Genomic DNA, 14250 nt, shown 5'->3' with positions numbered 1-14250 from the left:
TGTAACAAAACCTGTCCAGCGGCCGCGGTTGTCGTCTGCGCGCAATGTGCGCGTCAAGCGGACGTAAGCCAGTCGTCGAAAACGCGCTGGCCGGACACGGTGACGCGCAGCACGCGCGGCCGCGCGGTGCGCTCGATCCAGCCGTGTGTGCAGAAGCTGTCGAGCAGTGCCGCGCCGAGCGCGCCGCCAAGATGCGCGCGGCGCTCGCTCCAGTCGAGGCAGCCGCACGCGAAGCGGCGCCGGCGCGCGCGCTGCTGCGCAACGTCGATGCCCCAGCGCGCGAGCGCGTGCGCGCCGGCGTCGGTGGTCTCGATCGCGTCGCCGTTCGCGTGCAGCCAGCCGCGGGCAGTCAGGCCGTCGAAGATGCGGACCGCGAGCTCGCCGGCCATGTGGTCGTAGCAGGTGCGCGCGTAGCGCAGCTCGGCCGGCACCGTGCGCGACGGCGGCGGCACCGGACGGTTCGGCGCGGCGGCGCGCGCGACGTTCGCGAGCGCCTCGAGCGACGCCGCGACGTCGGACGACGCGAGCCGGTAATAACGATGCCGGCCACGGATGTCGAGCGCGAGCAGCCCGCTGTCGGTCAGGCGCGCCAGATGCGCGCTTGCCGCGGACGGCGACAGCCCCGCGATCATCGTCAGTTCTCCGGCCGGCCGCGCGCTGCCGTCCATCAGCACCCACAGCATCGCCGCGCGCCCGGGATCGGCGAGCAATGCGCCGATCCGGCTCAGGCCGGGAAAGTGGTGATCGTCCTGATCGGTCATCGTCGTGCCTCGTCGGAGCGGGTGGAGTCACTGCAGTGTAGTGGCAGCATCGATTCGATGTTTCGGGCTCGGCTGAAATGTCGGATGCGACGGCTGACGTACCGCCGTGTACCGCGGCGGCCGCCGGCCGCGCCCGCGTAGAATGGCCGCACGCGGCGGCAGTGGGCCGCCGCATGGGATGCGATCTGACGATGAAGACGATTTTTTGCCTGGTGGCGGCCGCGCTCCTCTGCGCCGCCTGTGCGCAGGGCGGCAGCGATGCCGCAGGCGGGCGGGGCGGCAGCATCGAGATGTACGGGACGATCGATCAGGGAGTCACGCTGCGCCACTGATGCGGAGGCTGTCGATGCCGCTCGCGAAGCCGCTTTCGGGCCGGTGCGCGGCTGGGTGGGAGGTTTGATGGGAAGCCCGACACGAGGCCAGATGCGAGGGGATGATGTGAGACCCAACGTGTCCCCTGATGCGCACCCGATGCGCACCTGCACAGCGCACACTGCCACGATGCCGACGCCCCCAGCCCGCCCGCGACGCATTGCCGCAGTGCAACGTATAATGCGCCGACCGCAGCACCCCGTAGCCTGGAGCCCCCACGATGTCGCAATCTTCCCCCGTACCCGCCGCCCTCGACCGCACCGAAACCGTGTTCCGCTTCCTGGCCGAGCCGTCGTCCGTGAACTTCGGCGGCAAGGTGCACGGCGGCGCGCTGATGAAGTGGATCGACGAGGTCGCGTATGCGTGCGCGGCCGTGTGGTCGAGCCGCTATTGCGTGACGGTGAGCGTCGGCAACATCCGGTTCCAGCGGCCGATTCTGGTCGGCAATCTGGTCGAGCTGAAGGCGCGCGTCGTCGCGACGGGCCGCACCAGCATGCACATTCACGTGTCCGTGCACGCCGGCGATCCGAAGGGCGGCGTGCTGCGTCAGACGACGGACTGCCTCGTCGTGTTCGTCGCCGTCGACGAAAACGGCAACCCGGTGCCGGTGCCGCCGTTCGTCCCCGAGACCGCCGAGCAGAAGGTGCTCGCGAAGTATGCGAGCGACGTGCGCGCCGCGCTCGACAAGATCATCGAAATGAAGCCCGAGGAAGTGGCGAACGGCACGGTCTGACGGCTGCGGGCGCAGCCGTCGCGCCGCGCCCGCCGCGCCCGTCGCCACATCGCGCGAAACCCGCGATCAGCGCGAACCGATCATCTGCTCGGGCCGCACCCATTCGTCGAATTCCGCTTCGGTGAGGTAGCCGAGCGCGAGCGCGGCCGCCTTCAGCGTCGTGCCTTCCTTGTGCGCCTTCTTCGCGATCTGCGCGGACTTGTCGTAGCCGATGTGCGGATTGAGCGCGGTCACGAGCATCAGCGATTCGTTCAACAGCAGGTCGATGCGCGCCCGGTTCGGCTCGATGCCGACCGCGCAGTGGTCGTTGAAGCTCTGCGCGCCGTCGGCGAGCAGGCGCACCGACTGCAGCACGTTGTGCGCGATCATCGGCCGGAACACGTTCAGCTCGAAGTTGCCGCTCGCGCCGCCGACGTTCACCGCGACGTCGTTGCCGAACACCTGGCAGCACAGCATCGTCACGGCTTCCGACTGCGTCGGGTTCACCTTGCCCGGCATGATCGAGCTGCCCGGCTCGTTTTCCGGAATCGACAGCTCGCCGAGCCCGCAGCGCGGCCCGCTCGCGAGCCAGCGCACGTCGTTCGCGATCTTCATCAGCCCGGCCGCGACCGTCTTGAGCGCGCCGTGTGCGAACACCAGCGCGTCGGCGGCCGCCATCACCTCGAACTTGCTCGGCGCGGTGACGAACGGCAGCTTGGTCAGGCGCCCGATCTCGTCGGCCACGCGCACCGCGAATTCCGGATGCGCGTTCAGCCCGGTGCCGACCGCGGTGCCGCCGAGCGCGAGCTCGTACAGGTGCGGCAGCGCCGATTCGACGTGCCGGATGCCCTGGTCGAGCTGCGCGACATAACCGGAGAACTCCTGGCCGAGCGTGAGCGGCGTCGCGTCCTGCAGGTGCGTGCGGCCGATCTTCACGATATCGGCGAACGCCTTCGACTTCGCGTCGAGCGTCGTGCGCAGCGTGCGCAGCGCGGGCAGCAGGTGGTTGACGATCGCGTAGGCGGCCGCGACGTGCATCGCGGTCGGGAACACGTCGTTCGACGACTGGCCGCGGTTCACGTCGTCGTTCGGATGAACCTTGCGCGCTTCGCCGCGCTCGCCGCCGAGCAGCTCGCTCGCGCGGTTCGCGATCACTTCGTTCAGGTTCATGTTGGTCTGCGTGCCGGAGCCCGTCTGCCACACGGCGAGCGGGAATTCACGCGGATGCTTGCCCGCGATGATCTCGTCGGCCGCATCGATGATCGCGCGCGCCTTGTCGTCGGCGAGGACGCCGAGCGCCTGGTTCACGGCGGCCGCGGCGCGCTTCACGATCGCGAGCGCGTGGATCAGCTCGGGCGACTGCTTCTCCGTCGAGATCCGGAAATTCTGCAGCGAGCGCTCGGTCTGCGCGCCCCAGAGCCGGTCGGCGGGCACGGCGATCTCGCCGAACGTGTCGCGTTCCATCCGAACTGCTTCGTTCATGATGCACTCCTGTCGGAAAGGGAAGGGCCGCGCGTCGCGCGGCGTCGGGCATGGCGTGGTGCGGCATGGCATCAGGCAGCCGCGCCGCCGGCGCGGCGTCGCGGATGCGCCAGCGGACAAGCATAGCGCCGGCCGCGATTTCGCGTCGTGTCGCGCTTTACCGCGGCGCGGCGATCAGCGACGACGTCTTCAGATGGAAGCGCCACGCCATCAGCACGGCGACGCTCGCTAGGCCGGCCGCGAGGCCCCACCACAGGCCGCGTGCGCCGAGCCCCGCGTGAAAGGCGAGCCAGTACCCGGTCGGAAAGCCGATGCCCCAGTAGCCGAAGGTCGCCGCGAGCATCGGGATGCGCGTATCGCGCAGCCCTCGCAGCGCGCCGGAGCCCACCGTCTGCATCCCGTCGACGATCTGGAACACCGCGGCGATGCCGAGCAGCGACGCGGCGAGCGACACGGTCGCCGCGTTGGCCGGGTCGTCGAGGTGCAGATACAGGCCGACGATCGCGTGCGGCGCGAGGATCAGCACGAGCCCCGACAGCGACATGAACGCGACGCCGAGGCCGAGCGCGACGAAGCCCGCATGCCGCGCGGCGACCGGGTCGCCGGCGCCGATCCAGTAGCCGACCCGCACGTTGGCCGCCTGGCCGATCGCGAGCGGCACCATGAACGCCACCGACGCGACGTTCAGCGCGATCTGGTGCGCCGCAAGCGCCGTCGCGCCGAGCACGCCGACGGTCAGCCCGGTCGCGAGAAAGAGCGTCGATTCGACGCCGTACGTGATCGCGACCGGCCAGCCGATGCCGATCAGCTCGCCCATCATCGGCAGCTTCGGGCGCGCGGCGCTCACGAAGTGGCGGAACCGCGCGCGGCCGTGCAGCAGCCAGATCAGCGCGAACGCGGTGAGCCAGATCGTGATGGTGGTCGCGACCGCGGAGCCGAGGAAGCCGAGCCTCGGCAGGCCGTATGCGCCGTGGATCAGGCCGTAGTTCAGCACGGCATTGACGCCGATGCCGCCGATCGACACCCACAGCAGCCGCCGCGCGGCGCCGATCGCCGGCAGGAAGGCCCGCATCAGCCCGACGCCGATCAGGCTGCCGAGCGCCGCGAAGCGCAGGATGCCGGTGTATTCGCCGACGTGTTGCGCGAGCGTCGGCGGCTCGTGGAACATCAGCAGGAGCGGTTCCGACAGCGACAGCGCGACGACCGCCGGAATCGCGAGCAGCACCGACAGCACGAAGCCGGTCCAGTAGATGTGCGGCACGCGATGTTCGGCCTGCGCGCCGCGCGCATGCGCGACGCTCACGCTGACGGACGACAGCACGCCCTGCAGCACGGTCACGATGACGAAGAAGAAGTTTGCGCCGAGGCCGCCGGCCGCCAGCGAATCGGGGCCGAGCGAGCCGAGCAGCACGGTGTCGGTGACGCTCATCGCCATCTGCGAGAGCTGCGCGATCGCCAGCGGTGCGGCGAGGCGCGCGGTATCGACGGCATGGCGGGAGAGCGACGGCGGCGCGGCGGCCGTCCGCGTGAGACCGGAATGCGACATGGGATGGGCGCTCGCGCGGCGACAGGCCGGCGCTGTCCGTATTTATTTTGAGAGACGCCTAGCTTACGGCTTTCTGCGAATGGTGTCGAACGCGCGCGCCGATGGCCATGTCGGGCTCAGGGGCACCGCTACGCGTCGTGGACCGCGATGCGCGTGTCGCCGAACAGCACGACCTGGCCCGCGCGAATCTTGCAGGTCTTGCGCAGTTCGACCACGCCGTCGACCTTCACCGCGCCGGACGCGACGAACATCTTCGCCGTTCCGCCGCTGTCCGCGAGGCCGGTGATCTTGAGCAGGTTGTGCAACTCGACGTATTCGCCGGTCAGCGTGAAATCCAGATTGGGCATGACGAAGGTGGCGCGGGCTGCGCGGGAGGAATCGCCCCGCATCATACGGCAGCAACGCGGGCCGCGCGAGTGCGCCGGCCTGTTGTTAGCGTCTGTGAGCGAGACGTCAGCAAATGAAACGGTGGGTAACAGTCTGAGAGATTCGAGAACCGGTGCCGCCGGGCGCGGGTCTTTCATCGTGCCTGCTGCGTGTTGCGGCAGGTCACGCGACGGAGCGTATCGATGCGTTCCGCGCCCGCAACTTCTCGAGGAGGATAGTCATGTCCAAGATTCGTACGATGCTGATCGGTGCCGCGCTGACGGTGTTTGCCACTTCGGCCGCGTTTGCCCAGACGGGAACGGCCGCGCAGGGCACCGCCGGTGCCGGCGTGCAGACCCAGGCGCCGGGCGCAGGCGAGGGCGCCGGTGCGAACGTGTCGGGCAACGCGGTCGGCGGTGCGACCGATACGGCGGCTTCGTCGGTCCATTCGACCAAGAAGCACATGAAGCACACGACGAAGTCGGCCAAGCATCGTGCCGGCACGACCAAGTCGAAGGTCGGCGACGAAGCCGTGGAAGGCGGCGCTTCGGCTGCCGGCGGGACGCAGTAAGCGGTGTCGGGCCGCCGCTCGCCGCTCGCCCCGGACGGCGCGGCGTGACGATGTGGCGGCGTGGCGGCGACACTCGCGCGGCCCGGTTCGCTTGATGCGAGCCGGGCCGCGCTTCATTCGGGCAGAGCGGCGCTCAGGGCCGCCGCTGTTCCGGCCCCGGTGCCGGGCGCGCGGCGACCGGCGCGAAGACGCTGCGCAGCCACGCGGCGAGCCGCGCGAACACGTCGTACGGCTCTTCGACGAAGATCTCCGGCTTCAGGAGCCGCAGATATTCCATCAGCTGCTGCGCTTCCTGTTTCTGGAACGATCCGTGCGACAGCGCGAGCCGCAGCAGCCCGCGCAGTTCGCCGAGCTTGTCGCGCGCCGCGCTGCCGACGCTCATCTCGCACGCGAGCTTGGCCTCGTAGATGCGCTGCCGCAGCGATTCCGCGAGTCGCCACGCGGGCGTCTGCATCATTTCCTCGAGCGCCTGGATGTCCTGCACCGCGCTCTTGATCTGCGCGGCCATCGGATCGACCAGCGACGCATCGCCCTGCGCCTCGGCGACGATCGCCTTGGCCCAGTCGCGGCACGCCTTCGCGAGTTCGTCGGGCGTCCATTCGGCGCGCGACGCGAAGCCGAAGCCGAACTCGCCGGCCTGCCGCATCAGGATCGCGACGACGTCCGGGAATTCCTTGTCGAGCGTGCGTTTCGCCCACGCGTACTGGCCGCCTTCGAGCATCCGCTGCACCGCGTGCTCGGTCAGCGGCACCATGTTGTCGAGCAGCTTGGCGCGCAGGAAGTCCTCGAACGACGGCGTCGCGAATTGCGGGTCGAGTTTCAGCGACACGCGCACGAATGCGTCGTAGTCCTTGCGCAGGGACGCAAGCGTGTCGTCCTTGAGGGAAAGAGTGATCTGGCCCATGAATGGTCTCGATGGCGGCCCGTGCGGACCGGTGGCCGCCACTGTCCGCCGGTACGGGCGCGGCGTCGGCGGACCGGTTCACGCCGAGGCCGATGGCGGGTCTTCATCCGCTATATCGGCCCGTACGACGAAAACTTGAGCACCGCCGGCGACGCTCGTCAGGCCGGCAGCCAGTGGGGGATCACGACCCCTTGCCAGAAGAAGAACACCGCGAGCCCGACCGCGATCGTCACGAGCGGCCGGCGGGTCGTCGCGGACACGAGCACGGCCGCGAGCGCGCCGACGAGCTGCGGGTTGCGCCAGGTGAGCTCGGCCGTGCCGCCGTGCGGGGCGACGGTCATCGGCACGATGATCGCGGTCAGCACGGTGACGGGGACGAAGCCGAGCGCGGTCCGCACCAGCGGCGGGAAGGTCAGCCGCTCGCCGAACAGGAACAGCGTCGTGCGGATCGCATAGGTGATGGCGGCCATGCCGAGGATCAGCAGCGCGTAGCTCACGATGCGGCCTCCGTGCGCGAATCGGGCCGCGCGCGCTCGCGCGCGAGCGTGAGCGCGACGCCGACCGCGACGCCGGCGGCAACCGCGCCCAGCAGCCCGAGCTTGTACGGCCAGCCCTGCCAGAAGTACGCGAGCGTGCCGGCCGTCGCGGCGGCCGCGAAGTAGCGCAGCGTGCGCAGCTGCGGGACGACGATCGAGATGAAGGTGGCCGCCATCGCGAAGTCGAGGCCGAGCGACTGCAGGCCGGGGAACGCCGCGCCGAAGCCGATGCCCGCGAGCGTCCAGACCTGCCAGTTCAGGTACATCGCGAGGCCCGAGCCGAAGAAGTAGTGGGGGCCGATCGTGCCGGGCTTGAAGTGCCGGTAGTGGGCGTACGCGACCGCGAACACTTCGTCGGTCATCAGCGCGCCGAGCGTCGCGCGCCAGCGCAGCGGCAGGTGGGCGACATAGGGCGCGAGCGTCGCGCTGTACAGCAGGTGGCGCAGGTTCACGATCAGCGTGGTCGCGAGCACGACGACGAAGCTCGCGCTGCCGGCGATCAGGCCGAGCGCGATGAATTGCGCGGAGCCCGCGAACACCGTGAGCGACATCAGCGCGCCGTGCCACGCGGCGAGCGGGCCGCCGGCGACCAGCGTGCCGAAGATCACGCCGAACGGGGCGGCGCCGATCATCATCGGGATCGTGTCGCGCGCGCCGTCGAGCGATTCGGTCAACGCACGGCGCGGCGGTGCGGAGGAAGTGGGTGTCGGGTTCAAAGTGCGCGTCTCCATGACGACGGAGGATAGCGGGGCGAGGCGCGTCGCGGCTTGTACGTTCTTGCGGCGGCGCGGGGCGCTGGCGCGGGCGCCGGTGGGCGGCGCAAGACGCGTGCCGAGTAGGATGGGGGTTTGGTTGTGCTTGGTTCGGTTGCGGTGGAGGCGCAGTCGGCGGTAGTGGTGGACGCCGAAGCGAACCTGAACTGGAACTGGAACTGGAACTGGAACTGGAACTGGAAGCGGAACCCGAAGCGAAACCGGAATCCGAGGCGAAACCGGCGCCGTAGGCGAACGAGGCGTATGCCTCAGCGCGCCTGCCAGCGCCCCGGCGGGACGCCGAACATCCGCTTGAAGTGCCGTGTGAAGTGGCTTTGATCGACGAAGCCGGTGGCCGCGGCGACGTCGGCGACCGATGCGCCCGCGCGCAACGGCGCAAGCGCGCGCTGCAGCCGCAACTGGTTGCGCCATGCGTGCGGCGGCATCCCGATCGTGCGCGTGAACAAGCGCGCCGCGTGAAACGGCGACAGGCCGACGGCCTGCGCGACGTCGTCGAGCGTGACGCTGCACGTGAGATCGGCGGCGAGCCGTTCGCGCATGGCGTCGACGCGCGGCTCGTCGGCCGCGAGCGCGTGCGGTTGCAGCCGCGCGTCGGCATGACGCGCGATCAGCGTCGACAGCGCATCGAGCAGCGCCGTTTCGGCGGCGAGCGGATCGTAGACCGGGAGCGCGCCGGCGTGCGCGGAATGCAGGGCATCCGCCGAATCCACGCGTTCACCCGCCACGCACTCGCTCCCGGCCTCCATCATTCGGTGCGCGCGCGCGAGTCGTGCCGCGAGATCGGTGTCGCGGATCACGCCGTTCGGGAACCACGGCGCGTCCTGCGGCCGGCCGACGATCGTGCTGGCCAGCGTGCGCAGGTAAGCAACCGGCACGTAGCTGACGCGATAGCACCACCCTTCGTCGGTCGCGCGCGAGCCCGTGTGGACTTCGCCGGGATTGATCACCGGCACCGTGCCGGTTTCGGCGACATGGCCGCTGCCGCGGCACATGTAGCGCTCGGCGCCTTCCAGGATCACGGGAATCGTGTACGCGTCGTGCCAGTGCGGCGCGAACGTGTGGTTGCGATAGGTGGCCGTGAGCAGGTCCGCGTCCGGCAGCAGCGGCGTGCGCCAGTAGCGGGCGGAATCGGGAAGGCGGGCAGCGGGCATGGTGGGGCGCGAAGCGGTCGATCCGACAGTGTATCGTTCGTGCGCGCGGCCCGCGTGCGCCTACTTGACCGGAATCGTCGTGCCGGCCGGCATCGGCACCGCGGTGACGGCGTTCTTCGGGCTGCCGCTGACGACGCGATCGCTGTAGGTCAGGTAGACGAGCGTGTTGCGCTTCGTATCGACGACGCGCACGACGTGCAGCGTCTTGAAGATGAACGACATGCGCTCGCTGAACACGTCGGTCTGCTGCTTGAGCGGTTCCTTGAAGCTGAGCGGCCCGACTTGCCGGCACGCGATCGACGCTTCGGTCGGATCTTCGGCGACGCCCAGCGTGCCCTTGATCCCGCCGGTGCGCGCGCGCGACACGTAGCAGGTGACGCCGGTCACGAGCGGATCGTCGTACGCTTCGACGACCACGCGATCGGAGCCCGTCACGCGAAAGTGGGTGTTGACGCTGCCGACTTCCTCCGCGTGCGCGAGCGGCGCGGCGGCAACGGCGGATAGCAGCAGGGCGGAACGAGCGGCGTAAAGGAGGCGATGCTTCATCGACGTGGCCGGATGCAAATGGGAGACAGAGACTCTAGCATGCGCCGCCGCGGCGAACGGGCGCCGGAAAGACAAAAGGCCCGTCGAATGACGGGCCTTTCATTGTCTGGCTCCCCGACCTGGGCTCGAACCAGGGACCTACGGATTAACAGTCCGGCGCTCTACCGACTGAGCTATCGGGGAATAAATCGGTACATCTGCATGTGTGTTCGGTGACCAACAAAAAACCCGTCCACTTTCAACGGGCCTTTGCTTTTTGGCTCCCCGACCTGGGCTCGAACCAGGGACCTACGGATTAACAGTCCGGCGCTCTACCGACTGAGCTATCGGGGAACAAACATCAACAGCAGAGAAACGAGATTTTATGGAGTGGCTTCTGACCTGTCAATACCTTTGGGCGGCGACATGCAAAATTTTTTGCGGCGCCGCTGCTGGATCAGCGCTCGAGCAGGTGCAGCTTGTCCTGCACGTCCTTCCACTCGTCCGCGTCGGCCGGTGCCGGCTTGGTCTTGGTGATCGACGGCCAGTTCTTCGCCAGTTCGGCGTTCAGCGCGGTGAACTGCTGCTGGTCGCCCGGAACGTCTTCTTCGGCATAGATCGCGTTGGTCGGGCATTCGGCGACGCACACTGCGCAGTCGATGCACTCGTCCGGATCGATGGCGAGAAAGTTGGGACCTTCACGGAAGCAATCCACCGGGCATACATCCACGCAATCCGTGTATTTGCACTTGATGCAGCCTTCGGTCACAACGTGAGTCATTAAAACGCTCCTGCTTGGCGGTATATATGGGGTGGCGTTTGCGCCAAAAGCGGCATTGTAACTGAAGCGCAAAACCCGCATCGCGTGCTCGACTTTCCGGCTTATATCGTTTCGTGATTAGTTTATGGGGCGATGGCGGACCTGCGCGGCGACGGCGCCGCCGCACGCGCGCGCCGGACGGCTTCACGATGGTCCGTCCCGCATTCGGGTAACATGGCCGGCAGACCGGGCGGCGCGCCGTGCGCCGGGGCCTTGTCACGATATTGGCGGTGCCGCAAACATGATCATTACTTCGCTGCTCGACACGGATCTCTACAAGTTCACGATGATGCAGGTCGTCCTGCATCACTTTCCTGCCGCAACGGTCGAGTACCGCTTCCGGTGTCGCACGCGCGGCGTCGATCTCGTGCCGTACATCGACGAGATCCGCGACGAGGTGCGCGGCCTCTGCGCGCTGCGCTTCACCGACGTCGAGCTCGACTACCTGCGGCGCATGCGCTTCATCAAGAGCGACTTCGTCGATTTCCTCGCGCTGTTCCACCTGAACGAAAAGTACATTTCGATCACGCCTTCGCCGAAGGGCAACGGCGAGATCGACATCGTGATCGAAGGGCCGTGGCTGCATACGATCCTGTTCGAGATCCCGGTGCTCGCGATCGTCAACGAAGTCTATTTCCGCAACACGCAGCGCGAGCCCGACTACCGCGAAGGCCGCGAGCGGCTGCGCGACAAGATCAAGCTGCTCGGCGCGAAGCCCGAGTTCGCCGACTGCAAGATCGCCGACTACGGCACGCGCCGCCGCTTCTCGAAGGTGTGGCACGAGGAAGTCGCGCTGACGCTGCGCGACGGGCTCGGCCCGCAATTCGCCGGCACGAGCAACGTGTTCTACGCGATGAAGCACGACCTCACGCCGCTCGGCACGATGGCGCACGAATACCTGCAGGCGTGTCAGGCGCTCGGGCCGCGGCTGCGCGATTCGCAGACCTACGGTTTCGAGATGTGGGCGAAGGAGTATCGCGGCGACCTCGGGATCGCGCTGTCGGACGTCTACGGGATGGACGCGTTCCTGAACGACTTCGACATGTACTTCTGCAAGCTGTTCGACGGCGCGCGCCACGATTCGGGCGATCCGTTCGACTGGGGCGAGCGCATGCTGCGCCACTACGAGGCGAACCGCTGCGACCCGCGCACCAAGGTGCTCGTGTTCTCGGACGCGCTCGACATCCCGAAGGTCATGCAGCTGTACGAACGGTTCCGCGGCCGCTGCAAGCTCGCGTTCGGCGTCGGCACCAACCTGACGAACGATCTCGGCTACGTGCCGCTGCAGATCGTGATCAAGATGGTCCGCTGCAACGGTCAGCCGGTCGCCAAGCTGTCCGATTCGCCGGGCAAGAGCATGTGCGACGACAAGGCGTATCTCGCGTACCTGCGTCAGGTATTCGGGATCGCGCAGCCGGTCGGCGACGACGCTTCGCAGTAGGCGTTCGCCGCACGGCGACGTGCGGCGCGGCGGGGGCGGCCGGTATAATCCGACGGTATCGCACGCCAACGTCACGAGGACCGTTCATGGACACTTCCGCTGCCCGTCGCCAGATCCTCGCACGCATCCGCGCGGCGCAAGGACGCGCGCCCGAACCCGATGCAGCGGAGCGCGACGGCGTCGCCGACTATCTCGCCCGTCATCCCGAAGGCCCGCGCCCGGCGCCGCCGGCCGACCTCGTCGCCGCGTTCGTCGCTGAAGCGGCGCGCCTGTCCACCACCATCGACGAAGTCGCGACGTTCGCCGACGCACCGGCCGCCGCTGCACGCTATCTCGGCGCGCACGGGCTGCCGCTGCAGGCCGTCGCCTGGCGCACGCTCGCCGAGCTCGACTGGGCCGGCGCCGGCCTGTCGGTCGAATGCCGCAAGCCGCGCGACGGCGATCTGGTGGGCCTGACCGGCTGCTTCTGCGCGACCGCCGAAACGGGCTCGCTGGTGCTGCTGTCCGGTCCCGACACCTATGCATCGGCCGGCCTGCTGCCGGAGACGCACATCGCGATCGTGCCGGCTTCGCGCATCGTCGCCGGTCACGAAGATGCGTTCGCGCTGATCCGTGCGGAGCGCGGCGAGCTGCCGCGCGCGGTCAACTTCGTCTCGGGGCCGTCGCGCACCGGCGACATCGAGCAGACCATCGTGCTCGGCGCACACGGCCCGTACCGCGTGCACGCGATCATCGTGCGCGGCGCATGACGCGCCGGCCGCATCTCACCTCACTCGTAGAAGGACGTTCTGCATGAAACGACATGCCGCCTGGGCGGGCATGGCGTCGGGCGCTGCGCTTGGCGCGGTTCCGGCGCTCGCATCGGCCGCCACGCTCGACGGTGCCACGCTGTCCGCGCTGTGGGGCATCCCGTTCGCCGGGATCCTGCTGTCGATCGCGGTGTTCCCGCTGATCGCGCCCGTGTTCTGGCATCACCATTTCGGCAAGATCGCCGCCGCGTGGGCGGTTGCGTTCCTGGCGCCGTTCGCCGTTGTGTTCGGCGCCGGCACCGCGTTCGGTACGCTCGTGCACGCGCTGCTCGAGGAGTACATCCCGTTCATCGTGCTGCTGACCGCGCTGTACACGGTGGCCGGCGGCATCTGCGTGAACGGCAACCTGCACGGCACGCCGAAGCTGAACACCGCGATCCTCGCGCTCGGCACGCTGCTCGCGAGCGTGATGGGCACGACCGGCGCGGCGATGCTGCTGATCCGCCCGCTGCTGCGCGCGAACGACAACCGCAAGCACGTCGTGCACGTCGTGATCTTCTTCATCTTCCTGGTCGCGAATGCGGGCGGCTCGCTGTCGCCGCTCGGCGATCCGCCGCTGTTCCTCGGCTTTCTGAACGGCGTGAGCTTCTTCTGGACGACCACCCATCTGGCGCTGCCGATGCTGTTCATCTGCGCGCTGCTGCTGACGCTGTTCTTCGTGCTCGACACGTACTTCTACCGGAAGGGCGGCGAAGAGCGGCCGGCCGCGCTCGATCCGACGCCCGACGACGTCGCGCTGTCGATCGACGGCAAGATCAACTTCGTGCTGCTCGCGGCGGTGATCGGCCTCGTGCTGATGAGCGGCATCTGGAAGCCCGACGTCGCGTTCGACGTGTGGGGCACGCACGTCGCGCTGCAGAACCTCGTGCGCGACGTCGCGCTGATCGTCGTGGCGCTCGCGTCGCTCGCGCTGACGCCGCGCTCGGCGCGCGAGGGCAATGCGTTCAACTGGGCGCCGATCGAGGAAGTCGCGAAGCTGTTCGCGGGGATCTTCGTGACGATCGCGCCGGTGATCGTGATCCTGCGCGCCGGCGCCGACGGCGCGTTCGAGCAGATCGTCCATCTCGTCACGGGCGCCGACGGCAAGCCGATCGACGTGATGTACTTCTGGGCAACGGGCTTGCTGTCGTCGTTCCTCGACAACGCGCCGACCTACCTCGTGTTCTTCAACCTCGCCGGCGGCGACGCGCAGGCGCTGATGACGACCGGCGCGACGACGCTCGCCGCGATTTCGGCGGGCGCGGTGTTCATGGGCGCGAACAGCTACATCGGCAATGCGCCGAACTTCATGGTGAAGGCGATCGCGGAGTCGCGCGGCGTGAGGATGCCGAGCTTCTTCGCGTATCTCGGCTGGGCGTTCGCGGTACTGGTGCCCGTGTTCCTGCTGACGTCGTGGATCTTCTTCACGGCGTAGGCGGGCAAATTTCAACCCAGCGTGCACGGCACGGCGGCGCGCGACGCGCCGCGTGCCGGCCGCGGCA

The 14250-nt window shown here is 68.5% G+C and carries 16 protein-coding genes and 2 tRNA genes; 6 read left to right on the top strand and 12 right to left on the bottom strand.

The window, feature by feature from the left end; genetic code table 11:
- Nucleotides 1-53 precede the first annotated feature (53 nt).
- Nucleotides 54-761 carry a helix-turn-helix transcriptional regulator gene (locus C3Y15_RS09680; RefSeq protein ID WP_011883886.1) on the bottom strand — a complete coding sequence of 236 codons (708 nt, stop codon included), beginning with the start codon at nucleotides 759-761 and terminating at the stop codon, nucleotides 54-56.
- 191 nt (nucleotides 762-952) lie between these two features.
- Between C3Y15_RS09680 and C3Y15_RS31685 the strand changes: the two genes are divergently transcribed.
- Together C3Y15_RS31685 and C3Y15_RS09675 are read left to right on the top strand one after the other, a co-directional pair.
- Nucleotides 953-1093: a hypothetical protein gene (locus C3Y15_RS31685; RefSeq protein ID WP_164715996.1), complete on the top strand. Its 141-nt coding sequence runs from the start codon at nucleotides 953-955 to the stop codon at nucleotides 1091-1093.
- Nucleotides 1094-1353: 260 nt separating this feature from the next.
- Nucleotides 1354-1866 carry an acyl-CoA thioesterase gene (locus C3Y15_RS09675; protein ID WP_011883890.1) on the top strand — a complete coding sequence of 171 codons (513 nt, stop codon included), beginning with the start codon at nucleotides 1354-1356 and terminating at the stop codon, nucleotides 1864-1866.
- 66 nt (nucleotides 1867-1932) lie between these two features.
- On the opposite strand, the gene fumC is transcribed toward C3Y15_RS09675, so the two are convergent.
- From fumC to C3Y15_RS09655, 3 genes are all read right to left on the bottom strand, one after another.
- Complete coding sequence (gene fumC / locus C3Y15_RS09670) at nucleotides 1933-3327, bottom strand: class II fumarate hydratase (protein WP_014722698.1); 1395 nt, start codon at nucleotides 3325-3327, stop codon at nucleotides 1933-1935.
- Nucleotides 3328-3484: 157 nt separating this feature from the next.
- Entirely contained in the window at nucleotides 3485-4873 is a 1389-nt protein-coding gene (norM, locus tag C3Y15_RS09660; protein ID WP_011883895.1) for a multidrug efflux MATE transporter NorM, read from the bottom strand.
- Nucleotides 4874-5001: 128 nt separating this feature from the next.
- Entirely contained in the window at nucleotides 5002-5220 is a 219-nt protein-coding gene (locus C3Y15_RS09655; RefSeq protein ID WP_006753074.1) for an RNA-binding S4 domain-containing protein, read from the bottom strand.
- 260 nt (nucleotides 5221-5480) lie between these two features.
- Between C3Y15_RS09655 and C3Y15_RS09650 the strand changes: the two genes are divergently transcribed.
- Nucleotides 5481-5810 (top strand): hypothetical protein, encoded by a 330-nt coding sequence (locus C3Y15_RS09650; RefSeq protein ID WP_069246174.1) that lies wholly within the window; start codon nucleotides 5481-5483, stop codon nucleotides 5808-5810.
- A 133-nt stretch (nucleotides 5811-5943) separates the two neighbouring features.
- Here C3Y15_RS09650 and C3Y15_RS09645 read toward each other — a convergent pair whose 3' ends face one another.
- The 8 genes from C3Y15_RS09645 to fdxA all read right to left on the bottom strand — a co-directional run bounded on the left by C3Y15_RS09645 (nucleotide 5944) and on the right by fdxA (nucleotide 10480).
- Nucleotides 5944-6714, bottom strand: coding sequence for a DUF4088 family protein (locus C3Y15_RS09645; protein WP_059475864.1), 771 nt, complete (start codon nucleotides 6712-6714; stop codon nucleotides 5944-5946).
- Between the two features lie 158 nt (nucleotides 6715-6872).
- Entirely contained in the window at nucleotides 6873-7211 is a 339-nt protein-coding gene (locus C3Y15_RS09640) for an AzlD domain-containing protein (protein ID WP_011883902.1), read from the bottom strand.
- Nucleotides 7208-7981, bottom strand: coding sequence for an AzlC family ABC transporter permease (locus C3Y15_RS09635; protein ID WP_045579332.1), 774 nt, complete (start codon nucleotides 7979-7981; stop codon nucleotides 7208-7210). The genes C3Y15_RS09640 and C3Y15_RS09635 overlap by 4 nt, the downstream gene beginning before the upstream one ends.
- A gap of 290 nt (nucleotides 7982-8271) precedes the next feature.
- Nucleotides 8272-9174: an AraC family transcriptional regulator gene (locus C3Y15_RS09630; RefSeq protein ID WP_059568587.1), complete on the bottom strand. Its 903-nt coding sequence runs from the start codon at nucleotides 9172-9174 to the stop codon at nucleotides 8272-8274.
- Between the two features lie 60 nt (nucleotides 9175-9234).
- Entirely contained in the window at nucleotides 9235-9720 is a 486-nt protein-coding gene (locus tag C3Y15_RS09625) for a CreA family protein (RefSeq protein WP_011883909.1), read from the bottom strand.
- Nucleotides 9721-9827: 107 nt separating this feature from the next.
- Nucleotides 9828-9903 (bottom strand) — tRNA-Asn (locus tag C3Y15_RS09620).
- Nucleotides 9904-9977: 74 nt separating this feature from the next.
- A tRNA-Asn gene (locus C3Y15_RS09615) sits at nucleotides 9978-10053 on the bottom strand.
- 103 nt (nucleotides 10054-10156) lie between these two features.
- A complete protein-coding gene (gene fdxA, locus C3Y15_RS09610; protein WP_009688972.1) occupies nucleotides 10157-10480 on the bottom strand; it encodes a ferredoxin FdxA in 324 nt (107 codons plus the stop codon).
- A gap of 280 nt (nucleotides 10481-10760) precedes the next feature.
- Between fdxA and pncB the strand changes: the two genes are divergently transcribed.
- The 3 genes from pncB to C3Y15_RS09590 all read left to right on the top strand — a co-directional run bounded on the left by pncB (nucleotide 10761) and on the right by C3Y15_RS09590 (nucleotide 14183).
- Complete coding sequence (gene pncB / locus C3Y15_RS09600; RefSeq protein ID WP_034194229.1) at nucleotides 10761-11960, top strand: nicotinate phosphoribosyltransferase; 1200 nt, start codon at nucleotides 10761-10763, stop codon at nucleotides 11958-11960.
- An 86-nt stretch (nucleotides 11961-12046) separates the two neighbouring features.
- A complete protein-coding gene (locus C3Y15_RS09595; protein ID WP_059668787.1) occupies nucleotides 12047-12709 on the top strand; it encodes a lactate utilization protein C in 663 nt (220 codons plus the stop codon).
- A gap of 43 nt (nucleotides 12710-12752) precedes the next feature.
- Nucleotides 12753-14183: a sodium:proton antiporter gene (locus C3Y15_RS09590; RefSeq protein WP_069246175.1), complete on the top strand. Its 1431-nt coding sequence runs from the start codon at nucleotides 12753-12755 to the stop codon at nucleotides 14181-14183.
- Nucleotides 14184-14250 lie beyond the last annotated feature (67 nt).

The organism is Burkholderia sp. B10, from assembly GCF_004368385.1.
Taxonomy (GTDB): domain Bacteria; phylum Pseudomonadota; class Gammaproteobacteria; order Burkholderiales; family Burkholderiaceae; genus Burkholderia; species Burkholderia vietnamiensis.
The sequence above is the reverse complement of the archived record's forward strand: the minus strand, read 5'-3'. Positions and strand labels throughout refer to the sequence as shown.